The sequence below is a fragment of the Alcaligenes pakistanensis genome, assembly GCF_014652815.1.
GTDB classification, from domain to species: domain Bacteria; phylum Pseudomonadota; class Gammaproteobacteria; order Burkholderiales; family Burkholderiaceae_B; genus Alcaligenes; species Alcaligenes pakistanensis.
The window spans coordinates 226,475-251,337 of sequence record NZ_BMZN01000004.1 but is presented as its reverse complement, the minus strand read 5'-3'; the positions used below and the strand labels follow the sequence as shown (position 1 = coordinate 251,337).

Genomic DNA, 24,863 nt, shown 5'->3' with positions numbered 1-24,863 from the left:
TTTGCGTTCTGCGAACAATCATGCGTAAATCTGGAATCTGAACTTTAGATGGCTGCTTTTGGCCTTGGGTTCAACCGGTCGATGTGATACTGCCTTTTACTTTAGGCGCACCTCGACATGAATAAATCCTGTGGCATCCGCTGCGTCTACCACCTCAACAAATGGCTGATCGCGAACAAGTTCATTGAGCTTCTTGAATCCGTAGTTGCGAGGGTCAAACGAGCTGTGTGTTTTACTAATCAAGCTGCCCACGGTAGCTAGCCGAGCCCATCCATTCTCCCTAGCAGTCTCACGGATGGCATGAGAGAGTAAACCCTTCAGGTCAGGCACGTCTAATAGCTGAAGAGCTAGAGCTGTTGTGCCTACTGGTTTTTTTAAAACTTCAAAGAAGATGAACTTGTCGCATGCAGCAATGAAGGGCTCTGGAGTCTTTCGCTCACCAAGGCCGTAGACAGTCTTGCCTGCTTCTCGCAGCCGAGTGGCTAGCCGGGTGAAATCACTATCGCTCGAGACTAAGCAAAACCCGTCTACGTTTCCCTCATACAATAGGTCCATGGCATCAATAATGAATGCCGAATCGGTTGAGTTCTTACCGGTTGTGTAGGAGAACTGCTGAACTGGTTGTATAGCGTGGCGATGAAGGTATGATTTCCATCCAACCAAATTCTGTGTGGTCCAGTCTCCAAAAGCTCGCTTAACTGTTGCGGTTCCGTACTTAGCCACCTCCTCTAACAACTCCTTAACCACTGCCGCTGAGGCATTGTCTGCATCAATTAGTACCGCTAGCCGTAGCGTATCTGAATTAGCCAATTTTTATTCCCTCTGACTTGAGACAATAACCAAAGTATCAAGCGATTGTTCGCTGATGTGGAGGTTAAGGATTCTGATCACCGAGACGCAAATTCCGCCTCTGGCCGTTAGCCGCCATTTATGGCTGGTTAAATCTGTCCTGATCTTTTTTTGACAGCCAAGCTTAGTGTGACAATTAACAGTCCAGATGTTTCAAGCTTAGTCCCACACTCGATCCAAGCCTATCCCCACCGCTCATTACGCCAATCCTCTTGCTCCGCAGCGTCAAGGAAAGTCCACGCAACAAAGCGGCTTTGCTTTTGTCCCTGCGTCATTTCCACGGTCTTCACCTCAAACGCCTTGGCCTTTTTTAAGGCGGACAACACGTCAGGCAAATTGGATGCCTTGGATACCAAACTACTGAACCAAAAAACTTGCTTGCTTACTGTGGTGCTCTCTTCAATCATCCGACGTATAAAAAGCGCCTCACCACCGTCGCACCATAGCTCAGTATTCTGCCCACCAAAATTCAGCTTGGCAGTTCTTTGATTAGCTTCAGCCTTGCCTAAGCCACGCCATTTACGTTGATTGCTGCTTAATGCCTCTTCCTGCGATGAATGGAAGGGAGGATTGCACAAGGTCAGGTCGAAGTAGTCGTTTGTACCCAATACGCCTTTAAAAATGTGCGCAGGGGATTTTTGCTGGCGCAATTTGATGGCAGCGGACAAGCCTGGATTTGCGTGAATGGTGGTTCGTGCAGATGTCAGTGCATTCGCATCGATATCTGAGCCCAGAAACTGCCATCCATATTCGGCATGAGCAATTAAGGGGTAGATGGCATTTGCTCCTATCCCAATATCAAGAACGCGTACTGCGGCATCACGTGGAATGACGCCCTTATTCTTGCTCGCTAGCAAATCGGCTAGATAGTGCACGTAATCGGCACGGCCCGGGATGGGTGGACACAGATAGTTCGCTGGGATATCCCAATGCGCTATGCCGTAAAAGGACTTTAGCAAGGCACGATTTAGGGTTTTGACCGCAGCAGGGTTAGCGAAATCAATGCTTTTGTCACCGTACTGATTCACGAAGACGAACGTGCTCAGTTCGGGCGTGTCTTTGATGAGAGCGTCAAAGTCGTAGCGGCCTTGATGACGGTTGCGTGGGTGGAGCAGGGCCGCCGGTTTGCTTGGCGTTGGTAGTTTGGCTGTGGAATTGCCGCGTTTTGAGGATGACATTGACGTCCAAAATTAATTTTTATTGGGCTGGTCTATCTATTGTTTTTTTTATTGATCTGGAGAGTGTATTGCTTAGGCACAGCGATAAGGCCAAACTGAGGCGCTGCCATCATTAGTAGCTTACGGCCCAGCTTAAATATAGGCTCTGCAAGGTTTACAGAGCCCGGTGTTAAGGCCAAAGGAGTGAAACCAGCATCTTGGTTCTAATGCCTTTCCGTGCTGTGTCCTCCTCTGGCTTTAATGCTTAGTTCTTGCCTGTGCTACCAAATCCGCCCGTACCACGCTCGGTCTCGGTGGAGAACTCGTCTACGAACTGCAAGGTAACCTGAACAACAGGCTGGAACATCAGTTGAGCAATGCGCTCGCCAGGCTCGATCACGTAATCCTGTTCACTGTCATTCGCCAGAATCACACCGATCTCGCCGTGGTAGTCGGCATCAATGACACCGATGCCTTGGGCAACGCGTACGCCGTGTTTCAAGGACAGGCCGGAACGCGAGGCGACGATGGCCACCAGGCCAGGGTCCATCATATTGATGGCCAAGCCGGTTTTAACTAGCGTACGGCCGCCTGCTGGCAAAACCACTGCTTCACTCAGGCAGGCGCGCAGGTCCATGGCGGCGGAGCCGTCCGTGGCGTAGCTGGGGGCTTCAATGGTCGTGCCCAACAAGTCATTGACGATGCGGGTTTCAATACGACGGTGCATAGACGGTATCCTGAAAAAAAGAGAGGCAGCGCACCAACTTCAGCGCTGCCCATCATCATAAAAGAGAAAAGTGTTAAAGCCGCTGGGCGATGTTTTTTACCAATTGGCGTGCAGCCAGTAGCTTGTCCTGGGCGGGCCATTGCGTGTGACCTTGCTCGTCAAAGAGCACCAGCTCGGTATCGTCGGCATTCATGGCGCGCTGTGCCAGATTAGCCACCAGCAAGGGCACATTTTTGCGTTGACGTTTGGCTTGGGCGTGTTCGATCAAGTTGTCTGTCTCAGCGGCAAAGCCTACACAGTAGGGGCCGTCTTTGAGCGCAGCAACCTCGGCCAGAATGTCGGGGTTGGGGCTGAACTGAAGGTCAGGTGTGGCCTGTTCTGAAGTCTTCTTGATCTTAATGTCGCTGGCATTGCTGACGTACCAATCGGCTACCGCAGCCACACTGATGAAGATATCGGCATGGTGAACTTGTGACATGACCGTCGCGTGCATTTGACGCGCAGTCTCCACATTGATGCGGCTGACTTGGTACGGTGCATTGAGAGCAACGGGGCCGGAAACCAGAGTGACTTGTGCGCCAGCTTCTTGAGCCGCTCGGGCAATGGCATAGCCCATCTTGCCGGAGGAGCGGTTGCTGATGACGCGGACTGGATCGATAGGCTCGCTAGTGGGGCCAGCCGTAATCAAGACTCGTTTGCCCGCCAGCAGTTTGGGCTGAAAGAAGGCAGTCAGTTCAGCCAGTAGTTGGGCGGGTTCCAGCATGCGACCGTCGCCGGTTTCACCGCAGGCCTGGTCGCCACTGCCGGGGCCCAGAATATGTACGCCGTCGCGACGCAGTTGTTCGACATTGCGCTGGGTGGCGGGGTGCAGCCACATTTCTCGGTTCATGGCCGGGGCGATCAGCAGGGGGCAATGGCCCCGGGCAATACATAAAGTGCTAAGCAAATCGTCAGCCAGACCGTTGGCCAGTTTGGCCATGAAGTTAGTGCTGGCGGGGGCGATCAAGATGGCATCGGCATCGCGGCTAAGCTGGATGTGAGCCATATTGTTGGGGACGCGTGCGTCCCACAAATCGGTATAGACGGTGCGGCCGGATAGGGCTTGAAAGGTCACCGGACTGATGAAGCGGGTGGCCGATTCGGTCATGACCACATCAATCCGGGCACCCAGATCCTGGCTGCGACGCAAGAGCTCGGCAGTTTTATAGGCAGCGATGCCGCCGGTGATGCCAAACACCAGTTTTTTATTGCTAAGCATAGGACATGATCCTTACAGACTCAGGAGCGCTGTCGTTTGTTGCGGCGCATGCGCATGAACTCGTCCAGCACCAATAAAGCAGCACCACAACTGATGGCAACGTCGGCAATATTGAAGGCGGGAAAGTAGGATTGATTCCAGTAGAACAGCAGAAAATCTACCACGTGTCCGTGCATCAGGCGATCAAGCACGTTGCCGATGGCACCACCCAGAATCAGGCTGAGCGATAGGCAGAACAAAGGTTGTTTGGCCGAGCGACGCAGCATGGTCACGATAAACACGGTGGCGACCGCAGCGATGCCCACGAAGAACCAACGCTGCCAACCTTGGCCGCCAGCCAGAAAGCTGAAGGCGGCACCGGGGTTGTACAGCAAGGTGAAGTCAAAAAAGGGCAGGATATTCCAACGTTCCTGATAGAACAGGTTGCTGTTGAAATACTGTTTGGTCCATTGGTCCAGGCCGACAATAAAGGCGGCCAGACCAATCCAGGCCCAGAACTGCCGTGAGGGCAGTCGGGCCTGGCCGGGAGAAGGGGCCATATCCTTATCAGGCATGGTGACGCACTTCGCCTTCGCCAAACAGATTGTCCTCGCAACGACCACACAGGGTGGGGTGCTCGGCGCTCTGTCCTACGTCGGGGCGGTGGTGCCAGCAACGTTCACACTTGGCCTGTTCAGTTGGGGTGACGTCGATTCGCAAATCGCCTTCACCGGCGTGTACGTCGGCACGTGAGACGATCAACATGAAGCGCAGGTCCTGGCCCAGGGATTGCAGGAACTCCAGATCTTCGCCATTGGCGTAAATGTCGATCTCGGCGGCCAAGGACGAACCGATGGCGCCTGTGCTGCGCACATCTTCAATGCGGCGCATTACATCGGCACGGATAGCACGCAGACGCTGCCATTTGGTGCTGAGTGCCGCTTGTTCACCTTGCTCGGGCAGGGCGTGGAATAGCTCGGTGAAGATGGTGCCACTTGGCACCGAACCACCGTGCATGTCGACCCAAGCTTCCTCTGCCGTGAAGGACAGGATAGGCGCCATCAACTTGAGCAGAGTTTGTGTCAGGTGATACAGAGCCGTTTGTGCCGAGCGACGTGGCAGTCCATCCTTAGCGGTGGTGTACAGACGGTCTTTCAGAATATCCAGGTAGAACGCACCGAGGTCTTCGGAGCAGAAAGTCTGCAAGCGAGCCACGATAGGGTGGAACTCGTAACGCTGATAGTTCTCCAGCAATTCGGCTTGCATGTCAGCCGTCATTTGCAGGGCGTAACGGTCGATCTCGGTTAGCTGGTCCACAGGGACAGCGTGCTGCGCGGGATCGAAGTCAGCCAGGTTGCCCAGCAGGAATTTCAAGGTGTTGCGGATACGGCGGTAGCCTTCCACGACACGTTTCAGAATTTCATCAGAAATGGACAACTCGCCCGAGTAGTCGGTGGACGCAGCCCACAGACGCATGATCTCGGCACCCATTTTGTCGGCAATTTCTTGCGGCTTGATGATGTTGCCCAACGATTTGCTCATCTTGCGGCCATTGCCGTCCACCACAAAACCGTGGGTCAGCAAGGCTTTGTAGGGAGCACGGCCGTACAGCATGCAGCCGGTCAGCAAGGACGAATGGAACCAGCCACGGTGTTGGTCTGAGCCTTCCAGGTACAGGTCGGCAGGCCATTGCATGATGTCGGCGTGCGAGCCGTGGGTGGTGTGGTCTTTGCCGCCCAAGACGGTGGCGTGCGTGGTGCCCGAGTCAAACCAGACGTCCAGCGTGTCACGGTTTTTCTCGTACAGATCAGCCTCGTCGCCCAAGATATCGCGTGGGTCCAGATTTTGCCAGGCCTCGATACCGCTTTTCTCGATACGCTCGGCCACTTGCTCCATCAGCTCTGGAGTGCGTGGGTGTAGCTCGCCCGTTTCTTTATGAACGAAGAAAGCCATCGGCACGCCCCATTGACGCTGACGCGACAAGGTCCAGTCTGGACGGTTGGCGATCATGGCGTGCAGGCGTGCACGGCCCCAGGAGGGGTAGAACTCGGTGTTATCAATGGCTTCCAGTGCCATTTCACGCAGGCTGCGGCCGCTGGTGTTTTCCTTGTCCATACCGGCGAACCATTGGCTGGTGGCACGGTAAATGATGGGTGTCTTGTGACGCCAGCAGTGCATGTAGCTGTGTGGGTGCTGCTCGGTCTTTAGCAAGGTGCCCGCGTTCTGCAAGGTTTCCACGATCAGTGGATTGGCCTTCCAGATCATCAGGCCACCAAACAAAGGCAAGGTGTCGGCATAGTGACCCGAGCCCATCACAGGCTTGAGCATATCGTCGTCTTTCATGCCGTGGGCTTTGCAGGAGATAAAGTCCTCAATACCGTAGGCAGGAGCCGAGTGCACCACACCGGTGCCGCTATCCAGGGTGACGTAATCGCCCAGGTACACGGGGGAGCGGCGCTGGTAGCCTGCGTCCACTTTGGCTAATGGATGATCAAACTCGATCAGGTTCAAAGCTTCGCCTGTCGTGGTCGCAAGGACTTGACCGTTCAAACCCCATTGTTCCAGGCAGGATTTCACCAGATCTTCAGCCACAATCAGCATGGAACCGGTAGCGCGTGGGCTGTCCAGCTTGACCAGGGCGTAGCTGATTTCCGGGTGCACATTCAGAGCCTGGTTGGCAGGAATGGTCCAGGGGGTGGTGGTCCAGATAACGATGGCGCCATCGTCCACGCTGTCCACGCTAAAGGCGGCAGCCAATTTGTCTTTCTGGGCAAAGGGGAAGGCCACGTGCACGGAAGGGTCTGTGCGGTCCGCGTATTCGACCTCGGCCTCGGCCAAGGCCGAACCACAGTCAAAACACCAGTTCACCGGTTTCAGACCACGGAACACAAAGCCTTTTTGCATGATCTTGGACAGCACACGTAGCTCGTCGGCTTCGTTGCTGAAATTCATGGTCAGGTAAGGACGTTCCCAATCGGCCAGCACGCCCAGACGTTTGAAGTCTTTGCGTTGGCTATTAATTTGCTCCAGAGCATAGGCACGTGCCTTGGCCTGCACATCAGCCACAGGCATGTTCTTGCCGTACAGCTTTTCAATCTGGACCTCAATGGGCATGCCGTGGCAGTCCCAACCAGGCACATATTGCGCGTCAAAGCCAGCCATGTTGCGGCTTTTGACAATGACGTCTTTCAGAATCTTATTGACCGCATGGCCGATGTGAATGTCACCATTCGCATAGGGAGGGCCATCGTGCAAAATAAATTTTGGACGACCGGCACTGGCTTGCCGAATTGCTGCATAGACTTTGTTTTCTTCCCACTGGTTAATCCAGCCCGGCTCACGTTTGGCGAGGTCGCCACGCATGGGAAAGGGGGTGTCGGGCAAATTGAGAGAGTTTTTATAGTCCATTTGAAGCAAAGTAGTCGCGAGCGCGTTGTGCATCGTTGTCGATGGCGGCGATCATGGTGATGAGGTCCGGGAATTTTTCTTCGTCCCTGACGAATTCCAGAAATTCTATACGGGCAAGTTTACCGTAAGCATCCAGGCGTTGGTCCAGTAAATGCACCTCTAACAGCAACCGTCCCTGGTCCACGACGGTTGGGCGTACCCCTAAAGAGGCAATGCCGGGCAGAGCTTGCCCGGTCAGTCCGTGGACCCGTACGACATAGACCCCCGATCGGGCGGCACAGTGCTCGGGAACGCGCACGTTCAGGGTCGGGTAGCCAATGTCCCGGCCCAGTTTCTGACCATGAATGACATGGCCACTAAGATGAAAGGGTTTGCCCAGCAGCGCACGGGCGCGGTCGAGCTGGCCTACGGCCAGGGCTGTGCGTACTTCCGAGCTGGAGATACGCCGGCTATCGGCATCGGCAACATCGTGCAAGGTCTCGACGCTGAACCCGTGGCGCTTGCCAGCGGCGCGCAGCATTTCGATGTCGCCAGCGCGTTTGTGGCCGTAGCGGAAATCTTCGCCCACCAGCAGCCAGCCGGTATTCAGACCCTGGACCAGAATCTCTTCAATAAAGGTGGCGGCCGACATATCGGCCATGGCTTGGTTAAAGCGGGCCAGATAAACTTGTTCAATGCCACAGTGGTGCAGGGCTTCGACTTTGTCGCGCAGGCCGCTAATTTGTGTGGGAATCAGCTCGGGCCGTTGGCCGCGCTGCGCAAAAAAGGCGCGTGGATGCGGCGTAAAGGTCATCACACAGGAACTGAGCCCTTGTTGCCGGGCCACTTCGTTGACGCGATGCAAGATGGCCTGATGGCCCAGATGCACCCCATCAAAGTTGCCAATGGTGACGGCGCTGCGGGCCGTGCTGTTGCGCCGCGGCAGAGAGCGATAGAGTTTTAGATCAGATTTCACAAGCGAGAGTTTACAATTTTGGATTCGTTATTTCTCGGGAAACAGGATTTTGACCGATTCCACCCTACCTTGTCGCCTGGTTGTGCTTATTTCAGGCCGGGGCTCTAACTTGCAGGCCATTGGCGAACTGATCAAGACAGCGGGCTTAAATGGCCGCATCGAGGCGGTCATCTCTAACAAGGGTGATGCGCCCGGACTGGAGTGGGCGCAGCGCCAAGGGCTGCCTACCGAGACAGTGTCGCATCGCGAATTTGCAACACGTGAAGCCTTTGATCAGGCTTTGGCACGTGTGATTGACCGCTACCAGCCAGATTATGTTCTACTTGCGGGATTCATGCGTATCCTGAGCACAGAATTTGTTCAGCACTATGCAGGCAAGCTCATCAATATACACCCATCCTTGCTTCCTAGCTTTCCTGGTTTGAATACCCATCAACAAGCACTCGACGCTGGCGTACAGTTTCATGGCTGCTCGGTGCACTTTGTGACCCCTGTGCTCGATGACGGCCCCATCATTGCTCAAAGTATCGTGCCCGTGTTGCACGGCGATGATGCGCAAACGTTGGCCCAGCGCGTTCTGGCGACCGAGCACCCTGTCTATACAGCCGCTGTGCGCTGGCTGATTGAAGGGCGAGTCCAGTTGCAGGCCGATGGCCGTGTTGAGGTTGCCGGGCTAGCGCATCGCGGCTTTTATTTTCCCGCCTGATTTGAGCGGGCTATTTGGAATTTTTCAATATTCATGTCTGATCATCAACAATCCCGCCCTGAGCGTGGCCGCTCGGACCGCAAGCGTCCATCTTCGTCGACGCAGCGTAATGAGTCCGGAGCGCGTGGGCGTCCCTATGACGCACGCCGCGACAAGCCCTCTGGCCCTCCCGAACCGGGAGCGATCGCGCAGCGCCGCCTGGAGCAGGTTGCCAGCGCCCTGGGTGAAGTATTGCAGTGGAAACATCCCGCCGATCTGGCCCTGACCCGCTGGGCCCGTACTCGTCCCAAAATGGGCTCGCGTGACCGCGCCGAGATCCGTGAGTCTGTTTTTGATGTGCTGCGCCATCTGCGTCAGTACCGCAACTGGGCTGAAAGTGGTGTGGGCCCGTCGACCCGTCGCCTGGCTATTTTGGGCCTGTCTACCGCCATTGGTCAGCAAGAGCTGTCCTTGGGACTGGCTGAGGACGAGCGTCAGTGGCTAAGCCATATCCGCTCCCTGAATGTTGAAGGTTTGCCGGTAGGCGTACGCCTGAGCCTGCCAGAGTGGCTGGAAGAGCGCCTGACGCAAATTCCAGAGTCCTACAAGCTGATGCAGGCGATGAACGAGCAGGCTTTGCTGGATTTGCGCGTCAATCCGATGAAAGCCGAACGTGATACGGTGCTGCGCCAGCTGCAAAATGGTCCTATGGCTCGTTTCAAACCGGTAGCCATGCCATTTTCACCTTGGGGTATTCGGATCGAAGGCCGCCCATCTGTCGCCGTATGGCCACAGTATGAAAAAGGCGAGCTGGAAATTCAGGAAGAGGGCAGCCAGTTGCTGACCGCCTTGCTGGAGCCACGACGTGGCGAGATGGTTATTGATTACTGCGCGGGTGCCGGCGGCAAATCCTTGTTGTTGGGCGCCTTGATGCGCTCTACAGGCCGTCTCTACGCCTTTGACGTGTCCGCTAGCCGCTTGAGCAAGGCCAAGCCACGCTTTGCGCGTGCGGGTCTGTCCAATGTGGTGCCTGTGGTTATTCAGGAAGAGGGCGATCAGCGTGTACGCCGCCTGCATGGCAAGGCTCACCGTGTCTTGGTGGATGCTCCTTGCAGTGGTTTGGGAACTTTACGTCGAAATCCTGATCTTAAGTGGCGTCAACACCCACAAGCTCTGGAGCAGTACACTAAGATGCAAGCCGACATTCTGGAACAGGCCGCTGCCTGCGTGGCTCCCGGGGGTCGTTTGGTTTATGCAACATGCAGTTTCTTACCAGAGGAAAACGAGCAACAGGTGCAGGCATTCTTGGACAAGCACCCCGAGTTCCGATTGTTGGACGCCCGGGAAATCTTGAAGGACAAATGTCCGGCTCTCGCGCTAGAGGGGCCTTATCTGAATCTGCGCACGGACCGTCACCAGACCGACTGTTTTTTCGGTGCGGCACTGGAACGAATCACTGAAAGTGCTTGATTTAAAGCAAGTTCGTCCTTAAATAATGTTAATGTTAACTAGTTGGGTGGGATACACTTTTCTGGTTTCCCTTAACAAAGTTCAGGTCTAAAAGGGTCTATGCAATCGTTTCTCTCTTATCTCGCCGATGGATGGCTGCAACTTTCTTGGTGGCAGTTCGTCCTTGTCGTTTTAGCACTGACACATGTCACTATTGTGGCAGTGACCGTCTTTCTACACCGTAGTCAGGCGCACCGTGGGCTGGATCTGCATCCGGCCGTTATGCATTTCTTCCGCTTCTGGCTCTGGATGACCACCGGTATGGTCACCAAAGAGTGGGTGGCTATTCACCGTAAACACCACGCCAAATGCGAGCGCGAAGGCGATCCGCATTCGCCCGTGGTTTTTGGTCTGGGTAAAGTGTTCTTCCGTGGTGCCGAGCTGTACCGCCAGGAAGCGACTAATCCTGAAACCTTGAAGCGCTTTGGTCACGGCACGCCCGATGACTGGCTTGAGCGCAACCTGTACAGCAAGTACAGCATGTTGGGTATTGTCATCATGCTGGGTATTGATCTGTTCCTGTTCGGTCTGCTGGGTCTGACTGTCTGGGCGATCCAGATGGCCTGGATTCCTTTCTGGGCAGCCGGTGTGGTTAACGGTTTGGGTCACGCTATTGGTTACCGTAACTTTGCCAGCCCGGATACCAGCACCAACGTGTTCCCTTGGGGCATCATCATTGGTGGTGAAGAGCTGCACAATAACCACCACGCCTATGGCACCTCGGCCAAGTTCTCCAGCAAATGGTACGAATTTGACTTGGGTTGGTGCTATATCACCGTGCTGAAAGCGCTGGGTTTGGCCAAGGTCAAGAAGGTTGCGCCTAAGCTGCGTTTGGAACCCAGCGTGGCCTCCAACGCACCTATCGATGGCATCAGCCTGGCTACCTTGCAAGGTGTGATTACCCACCGCTACGAAATCTTGGCCCGTTACGCCGACATCATCAAGACTACGGCGTCTGAAGAAATTGCCCGTCTGAAACCGCAAGTGAACAAGGACAATCCAAATTGCTCTTGGTCTCTGCTGGAAAGCTGCAACGACTGGATTGGCCGTGGTGACGACGTTCTGGCGCCGGAACAACGCGCTGAACTGGAAACTGTAGCGGCTGGCGACTCCCGCCTGTCCATCCTGGTCCGCATGCAACGTGAACTGGCCGGTATCTGGGAAAGCTCCAGTGCCTCCAGCGAGCAGTTGCTGACTGATTTGCGCGCTTGGTGCCAGCGTGCTCAGCAAAGCGGCATTGAAAGTCTTGAGCAGTTCGCCTTGCGTCTGCGCCGCTACGCGGCATGATGGATCGCTTAAATCCGGAACAGCGAGCCGCCGTTACTCTCCCCTCTGGCCATGCCCTGGTGCTGGCCGGAGCGGGTAGCGGAAAAACCAGTGTACTGACCTCCCGAATGGCCTGGTTAATCCAGACCGGGCAGGTCAGCCCACACGGCCTAGCCGCTGTTACCTTCACCAACAAAGCCGCGCGCGAAATGCTGACGCGGCTTACTTCTTTATTGCCTATCGATACCCGCGGAATGTGGGTCGGGACCTTTCATGGTCTGTGCAATCGCTTGCTGCGTATGCACTACCGGGATGCCGGTTTGGTGCAGACTTTCCAGATTCTGGATATGGCAGACCAATTGGCCTCCATCAAGCGTTTGATCAAGGCTAATAATGTGGACGACGAGAAATTTCCACCCAAGGAAATTCAGAAGTTCATCAATGCCTGCAAAGAAGACGGCCAGCGTCCCGGAGACCTTGACGCGCATGATCCCCACCGTCGCCGCCTGATTGAGCTCTATCAGCTTTATCAAGAGCAGTGCGAACGTGAGGGTGTGGTCGACTTTGGCGAGCTGCTGCTGCGTGCTTACGAACTGCTGTCGCGCAATGCGCCTATTCGAGAGCATTATCAGCGCCGCTTCAAACATATTCTGGTTGATGAATTCCAGGACACTAACGTGCTGCAGTACCGCTGGTTGCGTCTTCTGGCGGGCGATCAGGCCAGCATGTTTGCGGTGGGCGACGACGACCAGTCTATCTATGCCTTCCGTGGTGCGAATGTGGGCAATATGGCCGACTTTGAGCGCGACTACGCCCGTGGTAATGTGATTCGCCTGGAGCAGAACTACCGTTCTTGCGGCCATATTCTGGATTCGGCCAATGCGCTGATCGAGAACAATAGCGGTCGCCTGGGCAAGAATTTGTGGACTAATAGTGGCGAGGGCGAGCTGGTACGCATCAGCGAACTGGCTTCCGATGCCCTTGAAGCGCAGTGGATTGTGGATGAAGTCCGTGCCCTGATCGCTGAAGGCAAGCCGCGTCGCGAGATTGCTATCTTGTATCGCAGTAACGCCCAGTCGCGAGTCATTGAGCACAGGCTGTTTTCCCAAGGGTTGCCCTACAAAGTGTATGGCGGCCATCGCTTCTTCGAGCGTCAGGAAATCAAGCATGTACTGGCGTATCTGCGCTTGATGGATAACGCGGATGATGACACGGCATTTTTGCGTATCGTGAACTTTCCGACACGCGGTATTGGTGCCCGTTCCGTTGAGCAGTTAGCGGATCTGGCCCGAGAGCGCGGTACCAGCTTGCTGCGTGCGATTCCCTACCTGCAAGGTCGGGCTGCTGCTGGTTTGCTGCGCTTCGCCAATTTGATTCAAGACATGGCCAGTCAGGCCCAGATCTTGTCTTTGCCTGAACTCATTGAGCATGTAGTCCATGACAGTACCTTGCTGGCGCATTACCAGGCGGACCGTGAAGGTGCGGAACGACTGGAGAACTTGCAGGAATTGGTGAACGCGGCCACTGTTTTTGTGGGTGAAGAAGGCTTTGCCGAACTGCCAGCGGGTCGTGTGCCTGAGGCCGTTCCGGGCGAGTCGCAGCAAGCCATGCAGAATCCGGACCAGCCACTGGCGTCGGTGCTGGCTCCCATGTCGCCTTTGGGCTCTTTCCTGACTCACGCTTCGCTGGAAGCTGGGGATAATCAGGCTCAGGCAGGGCAGGACGCCATTCAGCTGATGACGATTCATGCTGCCAAGGGCCTGGAGTTTGATGCGGTCTTCATTACTGGCTTGGAAGAGGGTTTGTTCCCTCATGAGAACAGCTTGTTTGATCCGGGTGGCATCGAGGAAGAGCGTCGTTTGATGTACGTGGCGATTACGCGGGCGCGTCAGCGCTTGTACATTACTTTGGCGCAAAGCCGCATGCTGCACGGACAAACGCGTTATGCCATGCGTTCACGCTTTCTGGATGAATTGCCTGAACAACACATCAAGTGGTTGTCAGCCCGTTACGCCAGCACACCCATGCAATCCGAGGCTAGCTCGGGAGCATTCCGTCGTGGTCAAAGCTGGGAGTCCAAAGACAAAAGCCGTTCGGCGCAGCCTTATGGCGGACGCAGTCACACCAGCGTGTTGGAAGTGAACGGCCAGTCCTTCCGTGTCGGGCAGGGCGTGCAGCACAGCCGTTTTGGTGAAGGCACGATTATCAATCTGACGGGGCAGGGCGACGATGCGCAAGCATTGATCCAGTTCCGTGAGGTGGGTAGCAAGACCCTGGCCTTGGCGATTGCCAAGCTGGACACGGTTAGCTAGACAGCTTTTCTACGACTAGTGGACAGTTTGAAAGCCCCCGACTCGGGGGCTTTTTTCATGGAGAGATGTTTGTTGTGGCTGAGGATTTTGTTGGCCCGGCCTCTGTATGTTTGCTTCTCTTATCAGCCAGGGCGAGCTCAGCGCTTTCATGCGCCCAAGTAGCAGGGCATTAAAAAGACCCGTTAAATTCCGATTTTTGATGAGGCAAATATTCAAACATCTCGTCTCTATCGTGGTTTTCCCTATTTCAGGTAGCAGGTAGGAAGCACCGCCCCGGCTCTCTTACCCATTCAATTTTTAAGATTGTTGACCTTGATTTGCTTCTTGGAAATATACGAAGATTTTCTGTAAGCCTTATTTCAAGCGCCTCTCAAGGGACTTCTTGATACCCTATAAGCGCCATATTCCCGTTATATATAAGGGTTATAAATTCTAGTTATAAAGTGAGCGCCCCCATAAAATCGAAGCCTAAACTAATTACAGATAACAAACACACATGGAGGCGATCATGGAACCCAGCAATCTCTCACGCCGGCGCATGCTTTTGTCTACGGGCGGGGTCATGGCTTTGGCTGGCACCGCAAGCTTGACACCTTTGTCTGCGGCACTGGCACAGGAAAAGGCCAAAACGCAGGCTAAGGCGCTGCCGGCTTATGCATCCTGGAAACACCTGGACAGCTTGATCGTACATAGCGCTAACACCATTGAAACCAAACGCAGCGCATTTGGTTCGGGTTTGATTACCCCCTTGGATCGCTTGTTCGTACGCAATAACGTGGCTCCCCCGTCTGAACAGATCGTTGCTGATCCAGACGCGTGGGTACTGTCGATCAAGGGTGTTAAAAACCCTAAAGACATGACCGTGGCCGAGCTGAAGCGCCTGGGCCTGGTAGCAGTGCCTATGGTGCTGCAATGTTCCGGCAACGGCCGTGCTTACTTCCCTGAAAAACCCAGCGGTACCAAATGGACTGTGGGTGCAGCTGGCTGCATCGTGTTCTCAGGCGTACCTATCAAGGCCGTGCTGGAAGCGACAGGCGGTATGGAAGCCGGTGCCAAATTCATGACTGGCACAGGCGGCGAGGATATTCCAGAAGGTTTGGATCCCAATACCATCATGGTGGAGCGCTCGCTTCCACTGGAAGCCATTGATGATGCAATCCTGGCTTGGGAAATCAACGGTCAGCCCATTCCTTTGGCACACGGTGGTCCTTTGCGTTTGATCGTGCCCGGTTACACCGGCGTGAACAACGTTAAGTACATCAAGCAACTGGCCTTCAGTAAAGACCAGTCAGCTGCCAGCATTCAGCAAAACAGCTACCGCATGACGCCTATGGGCGAAAAGACCAATGTGAACCAGGAGTCGGTGTGGGAAATGCCGGTCAAGTCCTGGATCACCAGCCCCAATGGCGAATCTGGTGAAGATTTGAAAGCAGGCTTGGTGCAGATCCAAGGTTTGGCTTTCGGTGGCATGTCTGCGGCTAAAGAAGTTGAAGTGTCCGTGGACGGTGGCAAGAACTGGGTCAAGGCCAATTTCGTGGGACCGGATCTGGGCAAGTACGCCTGGCGTCAATTCGTGGTGGGTATGGAATTAAAGCCCGGCCAATACGAAATCGCCAGCCGTGCGACTAGCGAAGCGGGCACGGTTCAGCCTGAAGAGCGCGTTGCCAACAGCCATGGTTATTTGAACAATAGCTGGCGCGATCACATGCTGCCTGTCACGGTTGCCTAAGTATTGAATGTTGTAGCCGCCCCGATTCGTCGGGGCGGGTTTGGAAGGAAGTCATGAAGAAATACCTTGCTGTTGCTGCTACCTGTTTGTTCGCTGTGTCGGGCCAGGCCCATGCCGATGAACAAGGCAAAACCTTGTTTGCCAGCAGTGCCAAACCTATCGCCTGTGCGGTCTGTCATACCTTGGCTGATGCGGGTTCGGCCGGCGCCATTGGTCCTGATCTGGATGAATTGCAGCCCTCCAAAGAGCAGATTTTGAAGGTGATGAAAGAAGGAATGGGCGCGATGCCTTCCTTTGCGCAAACCTTAAGTGACGAAGAGCGTGATGCGATCGCCACGTATGTCAGCTCGGTAGCGGGTCAATAAATCCACGCCCGCTGTCTTTGCCAGACACTAGCCGCCTTACTCATTCTCCTCCTGATCCGGGGGCAAGAATTCGGTAGGCGGCTTTTTGTTGGCATTGTGGTGCAAGATTCGATCTGGGCGGCCTTGCTCGTCCAGCCAGATCTGACCTATTCCTGAGCCATTCCAGACTCGTTCTCCTTGTTGGCGTTGATTCGGCAGGCGAGGGCTGATGCTTAAGTCGCGGCGCTGGGTAAACCAGTTCAAGGGCGAGCGTGGCGAATATAACCAACGGTTCAGACGATCCAGCCAGTTCAAGAGCTCGGGTGGAAACTCGTTCTTGATGCCGCTACTGGTGATTTGCCAGATATGTGGGACTTGTTTGCTGTGGCGCACCTGCACATCGTAGGCGAAGGAATAATGCACGTCGCCGGACAGGATTACGTAATTACCGGGCGTGCGGGAATGCCGAAAGATATTAAGCATAGTATTGGCGGCGCCCCGGTGTGCCATCCAGTTTTCTGCATCAACGGTCAGGGCAAAGCCGGCATAGGTGCAGATTCTTTGAATGACCTCAATCAGCTTCACACCGAACATAGGGGTGGGCGACACGATAATTGCTGCCTTCTCATCCAGTAATTCATGCTGCAGCTCCGTCAAGGATTCCCAGTCCATTAAACCCGATGGTCTGCTGGCTAAACGTCGGCTGTGCCAGCGGCGGGTACGGGTATCCAGCACGATGATGGCGGGGTCGGTACGCAGCACATAGTCCCATTGCTGAAAGGCCAGGAGCTGCTTGATCAGATCATCCTGGGTCTGATGATCAAGGCGGTGCTGTCCATCCGTCTTGCTCGTCCAGGCGGTGGTTGTATCCAGCACAGCCGCAAAGACCTCGGGTCGATTCCCCCAGCCTTGACACAGCATATAAGCGACTAAGGCATTCCCCACGATACGCCGCGAAAAAGGGTGGCCGTAGGCCGTGCTTTCCCATTTGGCGGACAGATTCCAGTCATCGGTGATGTCGTGGTCATCAAAAATCATCAAGGTCTGTACATGTGCCAGAAGCCGTGCCGCTTGAGGCAGGTCTTGTCTAAAACCCTCTAGTGCGCTGGCTTCACGTTGCCAGCGTTGCTGGTGTTGGGGCTCTAGCTCGGACGCCTTGGGCTCTGGGATGATCTGCCAGGCAGTCGGGGACCAGACCAGCAGATACATGGCCAGTACTTCCGCCAAGGTGACCAAGTGGTTATGTGCATTGGCGGTGGTGAAAATCGGTTTTTCCACGCCACCAAAAAACCGCTCGCGCAGGGCTTCATTAGATTTGAAGGCCGGGAGCAGATCGGCGCGGCGGTAGTAGCTGGCCGGGTGACGATACAGCGACTCGCTGTCTGAGACGACCGCGCCGTCCAGATATTCGCCAAATAATCCCAGCCGTTCAATCAAGGCATGAATAGCGGCCAGCATGGGGCCAGCAACATCGTCGGCATAGACCTGATCGCCGCACAGCATCAATAAGGCGGGTCGCGCATCGGCCTCGCGAATGTGCTCGCTTAACACCGTATCAGCTTGAGCCAGGCCGTCACGGGCCGGGTGATGCGGCTTGCGGCAAGAGCCAAACATCAGATTATCGGCCCGGCTGGCCAGGACCAAATTGGGTCGGGATTGGCCTACATGGAGCAAATGAGGGGCCCAGTCGGCAATCCCTTGTTCTTGTCCTGTGTCGCTTGCCGTGAGCAGGTCGTAGTGAATAAGGGTATCGCGGGGCAGGGGGCTAGCCAGTTCTACATCGATCAAATGGATAAACGCGTGCTGGCCAATTGGCACGATGCGACAGTGCTTGGAACCCAGAGTAAGGCGTTGGGGAGCGGCACCTTCCGGTTCCAGCAGTAGGTCTAGAGACAAGGCTGTGCTGCCGACTAGCCATATGACCAGACGCTGGGAGTCCAGGCGACGCAAAATAGGGCCCGCCAGTACGGGGGGCAAGCTTGCAGAGGGGGTGGAGAGACTCAAACGGATTACAGCCAGAATAAGAAAAGACAATGGACAGCGCAGCGCGCATAAAGTTGCAGTTCTGAAGGTGTTAATGCGTGTGCACCGCTCACTCTGCAGTTTCTAGTCTGGATGGAGAGCCAGACGGGGCCACCTGACTGCAGATGGCCCAAGAAACGTGTCGGCCTACGCGTCTTGGCGAAGCCGGACTGTTTAGCTATTGGCTACTTCCGGGCTGGCTGCCAGAAAGGCAGTAATTTGTGCATCCAGATCATCTTCATGCACGACACGCACAGGAAAGCCAAACTTCTCGCTTAAGGGAGCCACAAAGGCATTCAAGGAAAAGGCTATCAAGGAATTGCTCACCACCACCAGGCTGGCCGCACAGTAGATGCTTAAACGGCTGCGATGGTCTTTGAGCCACTGCGAAAATTCCTCTTTGTCATTGTCCGCGCCGTCTTGGCCGGGGAGCTCGCGAGTCAGCAAGACAAAGCGTTTACCTTGATCCAGCAAGGCTTCCAATTCCTGTTTCCAGTTGGAGGGCGAAGCGTTCGAGATCCAGATACGGGGAAATTCTTGTATGGCAATGTGCATGAGCAAGGTCCTGATAAAGCGGATTAATGATTCATAGTGAATGCGCTGCTTTGTACCATTAATCGGTTGACTCAGGCAGTTGATTTGCGATTGGCGCCACGCATCAGGGCGATAGCGACCAACACGGACAGGCTTACCACAAGAGCACTGACTAGATAAATTGCTCCAATCCCCCAGGCTCCAGCTATTGCGCCCAAGGCAGGACCCGTAATGCCTAGCGAGATGTCCAGGAAGGCCACGTAAGCCCCCATGGCGACCCCTCGGCTCTCTGGTGGTGCACGGCGCACGGCTTCAACGCCAAAGCCAGGGAAGGCCAGGGAATAGCCCCATCCGGTCAAGGCAGCACCCAGGTAGGCGATAGCAGGACTTTGTGCGCCCCAGATCAGTAGCAGGCCGACCGCTTCAATCAAGACGCACAGCAAAGCGACGCGAGCCCCGCCCAGTTTGTCGGGCAGATGACCAAAGAGCATTCGCGCGGCAATGAAGGCAACTCCAAAAGCAGGGAAGGCCAGGGAGGCATTACCCCAATTGCGGTCGGCGAACAGCAGGGCAACAAAGGCAGTCAGACTACCAAAACCTACACTGCAGAGCAGCAAGCCCATACCGGCGCCCCAAACCAGACTGAGCACTTTGTAGAACGGCGTGCGGCGCAAGGCAGTAGGGGCAGTAGCGCGTACTTTGAGCAGCAGTGGCAAAGACAGCAAAGGCAAAAGAGTGCCGGCGATAGAGATGCCCTCAAAGCCATAGTCCTGGTTGACGGCTACCCCAATAGGGGCACCCACCGCATACGCACCGTACATGGCCACACCGACCCAAGCCATGACCTTGCCGGCATTCTGTGGGCCGACTAAGCCAATCCCCCAGCTCAAAGCACCTGTCACGATCAGGCTTTCCCCGCAGCCAAGCAGGATACGGCCTATGACCAGCACCCAGACCGACAGGGTGGGCGTAGTGATAAAGCTTAAGGACGCCATATAGGTCAGCCCGGACAGGCCCATCACCATCAGGCCCAGCATCATGGCGTGCTTGGCCCCTTGCGTGTCGGCCAGATTGCCGGCCCAGGCACGCGAGAACAAGGCGGCTGCGAATTGGGCTCCAATGACCAAACCCACTACCAGGGTGCTCATCTCCAGAGCATTGTGTACATGCAAAGGCAGCACAGGTAAGGGCAGGCCTATGCTTAAAAAACTGATGAAAACCGCCAGAGTAATAGGCAGCAGCGCTCGAAAAACATGGGCGGCAGGTGGGGACTGCGCCGTAGAGGTGGCTAGAGCCGATTGGGGTACAGACATACAGAAACTCCAAACATGAGTAATTGCTCGATATTTAAGATAATATGAATAATTGCTCACATCGAAAACTCGCCTTTGGAGTCTCTATGCCAACGCTTCCTCAAGCCAGACGTATCCCTCGTCAAAGCCGCTCACGGGCTTTGGTGGAAGCCATTTTGGAGGCAACGGCTCGCGTTTTGTCCGAGCGTGGCTACGCCGGAACCAATACCAATGTGGTGGCGGAGATGGCCGGAGTCAGTGTGGGATCGGTGTATCAGTATTTCCCTAACAAGGATTCCTTGATCGCCGCTTTACACGAGCGCCATGCGCTGCAGATGAACACGGCCATGGAAAGTAGTCTGGCGGATACGCGGCCCCTGGATTTAAGGGGGCGGCTGACGGCCTTAGTGCAAGCCTGGTTGGCCGCGCATCGGGTGGACCCGGAATTGCATCGTGTACTGGAAAAAGACTTTCCTTTCTTCGATGCGCCGCCCACCGAGAGTCAGGCCGATCAAAGCATCCGTAATCGTATACGCCAGCTATTGGAAGAGCATCGCAGCGAGGTAGGGCCCCAGGACCTGGATCTGGCCACTTGGGTGGTGATGCAATGTTTGGAATCACTTATTCACGGCGCGATTATCCCGCCCGGTGTTCCTTACCCGCCTGAACAGGTGGAGCAAGCTATTGTGGGTTTGCTGTGTGGCTATCTGGGCTGTGCCAGTTCGGCGTGATGCTGCAAGCTGCCTCCCTGAGCCAGAAGAAAGGCGCCACCCTTTTCGGTATGGCGCCTTCTTGGTTTCCGTCCGTTCAGACAGGCTTCAGTGAGCCCAATAAGAAGATTGGCTGCCAACGCAGGTTTGTTTAAACCTGTCGTCCAATCTCCTCCATCGCTTCCTGAATGTCGAGCCACTCTTCTTCCAGCGTCTGATGCGTCTTGCTGAGTTCACCGTGTTCGGCCATCAGGGCTGGACGCTGATCTTTATAGCGGTCTGAATAAAAGTCCGGGTCTTGCATCAAGGTATCCAACTCTTGCAAGCGCAGCTGAGCTTTCTCCATGGTGGACTCCACTTTCTTCAAGCGGCTTTCCAATGGCTTGCGTTGCTGGGCCTGACGCTGGCGTAACTCGGCTTCCTGGCGGCGTTGGGCTTTACGGTCGGTGGTGTCGGCACCGGAATCTGCTCGTGCTTCCTGGCGAGCTTCTGAGCGTGATTGCGCACTGCGAGCCAGCAACCAGTCGCGGTAGTCTTCCAGGTCACCGTCAAACTCTTGAACTTGGCCGTCGGCCACAATCCAGAAAGAGTCGACGGTAGAGCGCAGCAAATGACGATCGTGCGACACCAGCAGCACACTGCCGCCGTAATCGGCCAGCGCGGTTGCCAGGGCTTCACGGGTGTCCACATCCAAGTGGTTGGTGGGCTCGTCCAGCAAAAGCAGATTGGGTTTTTGCCAGACAATCAGGGACAGGGCCAAGCGTGCCTTTTCACCACCCGAGAAGGGGGCTGTCAGGCTGGTGACCATATCGCCGCTGAAACCAAAGGAGCCCAGGTAATTACGCAGCTCCTGCTCGCGTACATCCGGGGCCAGACGGGCCAGATGCTGCAAAGGAGTGGCATCGGCATCAATGGAATCCAGTTGGTGCTGCGCGAAGTAACCTATCACCAGGCCTTTGGCTTCTTGACGTTCTCCGTGTATGGGTTCCAGTTTGCCCGCCAAGGTTTTGACTAGCGTCGATTTACCCGCACCGTTCATCCCCAGAATCCCCACGCGAGCGCCGCCACGCACCATCAGGCGCACTTGAGCCAAAATGGGTTTTTCTTGACCTGGGTAGCCTAAATCGGCTTGATTCAAGGTCAGCAAGGTGTCGGGTGTGTAGTCAGGCGAAGGCAAGCGAATAGAGACGCTGGAATCTTCCCGCAAGGGAGAGACCATTTGCATGCGGGCCAGGGCCTTGACCCGGCTTTGGGCTTGTTTGGCTTTGGTGGCCTGGGCTTTGAAGCGGTCAATAAAGCCTTGCAACCGAGCGGCTTCGCGGGTTTGACGCTCGTAGGCAATTTGGCTTTGTTGCATCCGTTCGGCGCGTTGTGCCAGAAAATCGTTATAGCCACCTTTGTAGCGTACGAGCTTGCCTTGGTCCACGTGCAGAATCGAACGGGCCACGGCATCCAGAAATTCGGTATCGTGCGAAATTAACAGCACGGTGCCGGGATAAGACACTAACCAGCGCTCCAGCCAGAGCATGGCATCCAGGTCCAGGTGGTTTGTAGGCTCGTCCAGTAAAAGCAGATCGGAAGGGGCCATCAGGGCGCGTGCCAGGGACAGGCGCATTTGCCAGCCACCGGAGAACTCCTGCACAGGCAGCATCCACTGATCGGGGCGGAAACCCAGGCCGGCCAGCAACTGCTCCGCACGTGACGGTGCGGACCAGGTATCGGCTTCGATCAGGGCGTTTTCTAGCTCGGCAATGGTGTGGCCGTCGCTGTCGGGTGTATTGGCGCGTGCTTCTTGCAAGGCGCGTAAGCGCTCGTCGCCGTCAATCACAAACTCGCGGGCAGGGCGGCTGCGGTCTGGGATCGTTTGGCGCACACTGGCTACTTTCCAAACTTCAGGGATGCTCAGGTCACCCCCATCCAGATCCAGCTCGCCTTGTAGCAAAGCAAACAGCGAGGATTTACCTGCGCCATTCTTTCCCACAATCCCCAGGCGTTCGCCTGGATTGACGATGAAATCGGTATTGTCCAGCAGGACTTTGACGCCGCGACGCAGCGTAATTCCAGTTGCGCGTATCACAGAGCCAGTTGCTCCCGGCTTAACAAGAGAATCTGGTCTTCAGCGGTTTCGGTGCTTAACCAGATGGGTTCCAGCTCCGGGAAAGCGGCGACGAAGTTGTCGTACTCATTACCGATCTCCAGTACCAGCACGCCTTCAGGCGCCAGGAAGTTGGGGGCGGCTTCCAGAATTCGACGCACCAAGTCCATGCCATCGTCACCACCCGCCAGGGCCAGTTGTGGCTCGTGCTTGTATTCCTGCGGCAAGCACTGCATGGACTGTTCGTTCACATAAGGCGGGTTGCAGATGATCAGGTCGTAAGAGGCCTGTGGCAGCTGATCCAGCAGATCGCTCTTGTACAGGCTCATCCTGTCGTTCAGCTCAAACGCATCGATATTCGATTGGGCCACTTCCAAGGCCGCGTCAGAAAGATCAACGGCATCGACTTGAGCTTGTGGGAAGGCCAATGCCGTCAAAATTGCCAGACAGCCAGAGCCGGTACACAAATCCAACGCATGGTAGACCGCGTCGGGGTCTGCTACCCAAGGTTGCAGTTGCTCGGACAGCAATTCAGCAATAGGCGAGCGGGGCACGATCGTGTCGGCGGTAACGCGGAAGCGATGGCCTTGCAGCCAGGCTTCGCCGGTCAGATAGGCAGCGGGAACACGTTCGTTACAGCGGCGGGCGAGCAAAGCCAAGTAGGCGGCGCGTTCCGACTCCAGAAGCGTGGCATCCAGATAGGGCTCCAGCGTATCCAGCGGCAAATGCAAGCTGTGCAGCAGCAAATACGCGGCCTCGTCCCAGGCGTTGTCGCTGCCATGACCAAAGGCCAACTGACAGCGATTGAACTGGCTAACGGACCAGCGTAGTAAGTCGCGCACAGTGCGCAGCTCCTGCTGGGCTTCCAGCAGGGAGGAATTGTCGATGCAAGGGCTTAACAAAGCAGGGATTCCAATGTACGGCGATAAATGTTTTTAAGAGGCTCAAGATCAGCAACAGCAACGTGCTCGTTGATCTGGTGAATACTGGCATTGAGCGGGCCAAACTCGACCACTTGAGGGCAGATTTTAGCGATAAAGCGACCGTCCGAGGTGCCTCCTGTCGTAGACAAGTCGGTTTCCAAACCGGTTTCGGCTTCAATGGCCTGGCTCAGGGCCTGGCTCAAGGGGCCTGCTTCGGTCAGGAAGGGCTCACCGCCCAGTGTCCATTCCAACTGGAAGTCCACGCCGTGGCGTCGCAAAATATAGTCAACTTCGGCTTGCAGACCGGCAGGGGTCTGCTCTGTAGAAAAACGGAAGTTGAAGTGCACATCCAGTTGACCAGGGATCACATTGCCCGCACCGGTACCGGCATGGATATTGGAGATCTGAAAGCTGGTAGGCGGAAAGTCGATATTGCCCGCGTCCCACATGCGATCCGTCAACTCGTGCAGGGCAGGAGCGAAGACGTGCAGTGGGTTGATCGCCAATTGCGGGTAAGCCACATGGCCTTGGCGGCCTTTGACTATCAAATGACCCGACAAGGAGCCGCGACGACCATTCTTGATGGTGTCACCCAATTGGCGCGAGCAGGTGGGCTCACCCACAATGCAGTAATCCAGTTGCTCGCCACGCTCTTGCAGCACCCGGCATACATGCACGGTGCCATCAGTGGCCGGCCCTTCCTCATCCGAAGTCAGCAACAGGGCAATCGAACCCTTGTGGTCAGGATGCGCCTGCGTGAATTCTTCGACTGCATGCACAAAGGCGGCAATCGAGGCTTTCATATCGGCGGCGCCACGACCATACAGTTGCCCGTCGCGCACAGTAGGCTCAAACGGTGGCGAGTCCCACGCCGCTTCCGGGCCAGTGGGAACAACATCCGTATGGCCGGCAAAAACGAATAAGGGGGCTTGGGTACCACGGCGGGCCCACAGATTGGCAACCGGGCCGCTGGGTAGGTGTTCCAAGCTGAAACCGGCTTGCTCCAGCCGTGCGCCCAGCCATTGCTGGCAGTGGGCGTCCTCAGGGGTTACCGAGGGGCGGGCAATCAGGGCGCTTAGTGTATCTAGTACAGAAAAGTCAGTGCTCAT

At 55.6% G+C, this 24,863-nt stretch carries 20 protein-coding genes; 7 read left to right on the top strand and 13 right to left on the bottom strand.

Features of this window, described 5'->3' with window-relative positions:
* Positions 1 to 96: 96 nt before the first annotated feature.
* The 7 genes from IE156_RS14000 to IE156_RS13970 form a co-directional block, all read right to left on the bottom strand.
* Positions 97 to 810 carry an NYN domain-containing protein gene (locus IE156_RS14000; RefSeq protein WP_189393166.1) on the bottom strand — a complete coding sequence of 238 codons (714 nt, stop codon included), beginning with the start codon at positions 808 to 810 and terminating at the stop codon, positions 97 to 99.
* A 221-nt stretch (positions 811 to 1,031) separates the two neighbouring features.
* Positions 1,032 to 2,027 (bottom strand): 23S rRNA (adenine(1618)-N(6))-methyltransferase RlmF, encoded by a 996-nt coding sequence (gene rlmF / locus IE156_RS13995; protein WP_189393165.1) that lies wholly within the window; start codon positions 2,025 to 2,027, stop codon positions 1,032 to 1,034.
* Between the two features lie 244 nt (positions 2,028 to 2,271).
* A complete protein-coding gene (dut, locus tag IE156_RS13990; RefSeq protein ID WP_189393164.1) occupies positions 2,272 to 2,733 on the bottom strand; it encodes a dUTP diphosphatase in 462 nt (153 codons plus the stop codon).
* Between the two features lie 73 nt (positions 2,734 to 2,806).
* A complete protein-coding gene (gene coaBC / locus IE156_RS13985; RefSeq protein WP_189393163.1) occupies positions 2,807 to 3,991 on the bottom strand; it encodes a bifunctional phosphopantothenoylcysteine decarboxylase/phosphopantothenate--cysteine ligase CoaBC in 1,185 nt (394 codons plus the stop codon).
* A 20-nt stretch (positions 3,992 to 4,011) separates the two neighbouring features.
* Positions 4,012 to 4,545 (bottom strand): signal peptidase II, encoded by a 534-nt coding sequence (gene lspA, locus IE156_RS13980; RefSeq protein ID WP_189393162.1) that lies wholly within the window; start codon positions 4,543 to 4,545, stop codon positions 4,012 to 4,014.
* Positions 4,538 to 7,378 (bottom strand): isoleucine--tRNA ligase, encoded by a 2,841-nt coding sequence (gene ileS / locus IE156_RS13975; protein ID WP_189393161.1) that lies wholly within the window; start codon positions 7,376 to 7,378, stop codon positions 4,538 to 4,540. Before ileS ends, lspA begins: the two co-directional genes overlap by 8 nt.
* The gene (locus IE156_RS13970) at positions 7,368 to 8,333 is read right to left on the bottom strand and encodes a bifunctional riboflavin kinase/FAD synthetase (RefSeq protein ID WP_189393160.1); all 966 of its coding nucleotides are present in this window, start codon (positions 8,331 to 8,333) and stop codon (positions 7,368 to 7,370) included. Before IE156_RS13970 ends, ileS begins: the two co-directional genes overlap by 11 nt.
* A gap of 49 nt (positions 8,334 to 8,382) precedes the next feature.
* Here IE156_RS13970 and purN point away from each other — a divergent pair, with 49 nt between their 5' ends.
* From purN to sorU, 6 genes are all read left to right on the top strand, one after another.
* On the top strand, positions 8,383 to 9,039 hold the full coding sequence (gene purN, locus IE156_RS13965; RefSeq protein ID WP_189393159.1) for a phosphoribosylglycinamide formyltransferase: 657 nt from the start codon (positions 8,383 to 8,385) through the stop codon (positions 9,037 to 9,039).
* A 33-nt stretch (positions 9,040 to 9,072) separates the two neighbouring features.
* Positions 9,073 to 10,488 carry an RsmB/NOP family class I SAM-dependent RNA methyltransferase gene (locus IE156_RS13960; protein ID WP_229841352.1) on the top strand — a complete coding sequence of 472 codons (1,416 nt, stop codon included), beginning with the start codon at positions 9,073 to 9,075 and terminating at the stop codon, positions 10,486 to 10,488.
* A gap of 99 nt (positions 10,489 to 10,587) precedes the next feature.
* Positions 10,588 to 11,814: a DesA family fatty acid desaturase gene (locus tag IE156_RS13955; protein ID WP_189393158.1), complete on the top strand. Its 1,227-nt coding sequence runs from the start codon at positions 10,588 to 10,590 to the stop codon at positions 11,812 to 11,814.
* The gene (locus IE156_RS13950) at positions 11,811 to 14,105 is read left to right on the top strand and encodes a UvrD-helicase domain-containing protein (RefSeq protein WP_189393157.1); all 2,295 of its coding nucleotides are present in this window, start codon (positions 11,811 to 11,813) and stop codon (positions 14,103 to 14,105) included. The genes IE156_RS13955 and IE156_RS13950 overlap by 4 nt, the downstream gene beginning before the upstream one ends.
* Positions 14,106 to 14,613: 508 nt before the next feature.
* The gene (sorT, locus tag IE156_RS13945; RefSeq protein WP_189393156.1) at positions 14,614 to 15,834 is read left to right on the top strand and encodes a SorT family sulfite dehydrogenase catalytic subunit; all 1,221 of its coding nucleotides are present in this window, start codon (positions 14,614 to 14,616) and stop codon (positions 15,832 to 15,834) included.
* A 53-nt stretch (positions 15,835 to 15,887) separates the two neighbouring features.
* Positions 15,888 to 16,199: a SorU family sulfite dehydrogenase c-type cytochrome subunit gene (gene sorU / locus IE156_RS13940; RefSeq protein WP_189393155.1), complete on the top strand. Its 312-nt coding sequence runs from the start codon at positions 15,888 to 15,890 to the stop codon at positions 16,197 to 16,199.
* Positions 16,200 to 16,235: 36 nt separating this feature from the next.
* Here sorU and IE156_RS13935 read toward each other — a convergent pair whose 3' ends face one another.
* From IE156_RS13935 to IE156_RS13925, 3 genes are all read right to left on the bottom strand, one after another.
* A complete protein-coding gene (locus IE156_RS13935) occupies positions 16,236 to 18,182 on the bottom strand; it encodes an alkaline phosphatase D family protein (RefSeq protein ID WP_189393154.1) in 1,947 nt (648 codons plus the stop codon).
* A 192-nt stretch (positions 18,183 to 18,374) separates the two neighbouring features.
* A complete protein-coding gene (locus IE156_RS13930) occupies positions 18,375 to 18,755 on the bottom strand; it encodes a hypothetical protein (protein WP_189393153.1) in 381 nt (126 codons plus the stop codon).
* A gap of 71 nt (positions 18,756 to 18,826) precedes the next feature.
* On the bottom strand, positions 18,827 to 20,047 hold the full coding sequence (locus IE156_RS13925; RefSeq protein WP_189393152.1) for an arabinose transporter: 1,221 nt from the start codon (positions 20,045 to 20,047) through the stop codon (positions 18,827 to 18,829).
* Between the two features lie 86 nt (positions 20,048 to 20,133).
* Between IE156_RS13925 and IE156_RS13920 the strand changes: the two genes are divergently transcribed.
* Positions 20,134 to 20,757 carry a TetR/AcrR family transcriptional regulator gene (locus IE156_RS13920; protein ID WP_189393151.1) on the top strand — a complete coding sequence of 208 codons (624 nt, stop codon included), beginning with the start codon at positions 20,134 to 20,136 and terminating at the stop codon, positions 20,755 to 20,757.
* 130 nt (positions 20,758 to 20,887) lie between these two features.
* On the opposite strand, the gene IE156_RS13915 is transcribed toward IE156_RS13920, so the two are convergent.
* The 3 genes from IE156_RS13915 to dapE are packed head-to-tail and all read right to left on the bottom strand — an operon-like array spanning position 20,888 to position 24,863.
* On the bottom strand, positions 20,888 to 22,813 hold the full coding sequence (locus IE156_RS13915; RefSeq protein ID WP_189393150.1) for an ABC-F family ATP-binding cassette domain-containing protein: 1,926 nt from the start codon (positions 22,811 to 22,813) through the stop codon (positions 20,888 to 20,890).
* Positions 22,810 to 23,733, bottom strand: coding sequence for a 50S ribosomal protein L3 N(5)-glutamine methyltransferase (prmB, locus tag IE156_RS13910; protein ID WP_189393149.1), 924 nt, complete (start codon positions 23,731 to 23,733; stop codon positions 22,810 to 22,812). Before prmB ends, IE156_RS13915 begins: the two co-directional genes overlap by 4 nt.
* Complete coding sequence (gene dapE, locus IE156_RS13905) at positions 23,727 to 24,863, bottom strand: succinyl-diaminopimelate desuccinylase (RefSeq protein ID WP_189393148.1); 1,137 nt, start codon at positions 24,861 to 24,863, stop codon at positions 23,727 to 23,729. Before dapE ends, prmB begins: the two co-directional genes overlap by 7 nt.